Annotated in this window: 1 protein-coding gene; it reads left to right on the forward strand. The window is 67.0% G+C overall.

Translation table 11 applies throughout. The features are described 5' to 3' along the window. Window positions 1-524: 524 nt before the first annotated feature. On the forward strand, window positions 525-1,982 hold the full coding sequence (locus tag DMC18_RS17995) for a carotenoid oxygenase family protein (RefSeq protein WP_110121329.1): 1,458 nt from the start codon (window positions 525-527) through the stop codon (window positions 1,980-1,982). The last annotated feature ends 126 nt before the right edge of the window (window positions 1,983-2,108 follow it).

Genomic DNA, 2,108 nt, shown 5'->3' on the forward strand with positions numbered 1-2,108 from the left:
AGGCGGAACCGCAGCGTCACCCCCATCCCAACCCTTCCCCCATCGAGGGGGAAGGGCTTTTGGGGCGGCGCGTTTCAGAAAAAGCCTGGGTCCCCGCTTTCGCGGGGATTTACGGGAGGGATGGGCCGAGCCCAGTTTCGCCCCCGCCGTCACGTTGCGTATCCGCCCTCCTCCCCCCATTTCTCGCGGGGGGATGCGTTGTTGCGTCGCAGCATTCGACCTTGAAATGACAACGTTGTCAGCATATATGGCGGGCGTCGGGGCAATTCGGCCCTGGCGACGAAGATGACTGGATCTCCCATGCTGACCCTGATCGCCCTGGCTGTTTCGGCTTACAAGAACCGCGCCGTCCTCTGATTTCGGCTGCGTAAGCGCCTTTTGCAGGCGTCCGAGGAAATGGCCCGCGCGCTCCGGCACGCGGGCCTTTCTTTTGTTTGCGATGCAGCAAGTCGGTCGCTCAATGATGAAGCTTGCATAACGAGACTTACGGTCTAAGCTTCCCTGGCCAGCCTGGGGAGGACGGCATGAAAGTCGCGCGCCAACCATCGGTCCGCACATCGCTGCGGCCCACCGACCATCCGTACATGACCGGCGCCTGGACGCCGCAGCACGAGGAACTCGACGCCGAGGACCTGGTGGTGCTGGAGGGCGCGATCCCGGCGGAGCTGGACGGGATCTATCTGCGCAACACCGAGAACCCGGTGCACGATCCGCTGGGCCGCTACCACCCGTTCGACGGCGACGGCATGGTGCACCAGATCGACTTCCACGGCGGCCGGGCGCGGTATCGCAACCGCTTCGTGCGCACGCGCGGTTTCGAGGCCGAGCAGGAGGCTGGCCAGAGCCTGTGGGGCGGGCTGGCCGATGGTCCGGGCGTGTCGCTGCGACCGGGCTTCGGCGCCCATGGGGGGCTGAAGGACAGCGCCAGCACCGACATCGTCGTCCACGCCGGCGAGGCGATCGCCACCTTCTATCAGTGCGGCGAGGCCTATCGGCTGGACCCCCTGACCCTGGAGACCCTCGGCCCTGCGCCCTGGGCCCCGATCGACGGGGTCTCGGCCCACACCAAGGTCGATCCGGTTACCGGCGAGCTATTGTTCTTCAACTACTCCAAGCACGCGCCCTACATGCACTATGGCGTCGTCGATCGGACGGGGCGGCGGACGCTGTACCAGCCCGTGCCGCTGCCGGGGCCGCGCCTGCCGCACGACATGGCGTTCAGCCAGAACTGGGCGATCTTCAACGACCTGCCGGTGTTCTGGGACGCGGGGCTGCTGGAGCGGGGCATTCACGCCGTGCGGCTGCACAAGGGTGTGCCGTCGCGCTTTGCTTTGGTGCCGCGCCAGGGCGGCGAGCCGCGCTGGTTCGAGGCCGCGCCGACCTATGTGCTGCACTTCCTCAACGCCTATGAGGAGGGCGACGAGGTGGTGGTCGACGGCTATTTCCAGGAGAACCCGACGCCCAGGCCGCTGGCCGACGCGCCCGAGCAGTACGCCCACCTGATGGCCTATCTGGACGAGCACAGCTTCCGGCCCAAGCTGCATCGCTGGCGGTTCAACCTGGCGACCGGGCAGACGCTCGAGCAGCGGTTGGACGACCGGGTGCTGGAGTTTGGCATGTTCAACCAGGCCTGGGCGGGCAAGCCCTATCGCTATGCCTGGTCGACGACGGCCAAGCCGGGCTGGTTCCTGTTCGACGGCTTCGTCAAGCACGACCTGGTTTCGGGCGAGAGTTGGAGCCTGAAGCTGCCGGAAGGCCGCTACGCCAGCGAGGCCCCGTTCGCGGCGCGGCCGGGGGCGGTGGGGGAAGACGACGGCTGGCTGGTGAGCTTCGTCATCGACGAGGGGCAGGGAACGTCGGAGTGCCTGATCGTGGATGCGCGGAGCATGGCGCCGGTATGCCGGGTGGCGCTGCCGCACAAGATCAGCAGCGGGACGCACAGCGTCTGGGCAGGGCGCTCCGAATTGAAACCTCTCCCATAGGGAGAGGGAGGGGCCCGTCGCGAAGCGATGGGAGGGTGAGGGGTTTCACCCTCACTTCAGTGCCCTAGATCGTGCCGGCACGCCGTCAACCGTCCCTAACCCCTCATCCTCCCACGCCTGCGGCGC

Source organism: Caulobacter sp. D5, from assembly GCF_003185805.1.
Classification (GTDB): Bacteria; Pseudomonadota; Alphaproteobacteria; order Caulobacterales; family Caulobacteraceae; genus Caulobacter.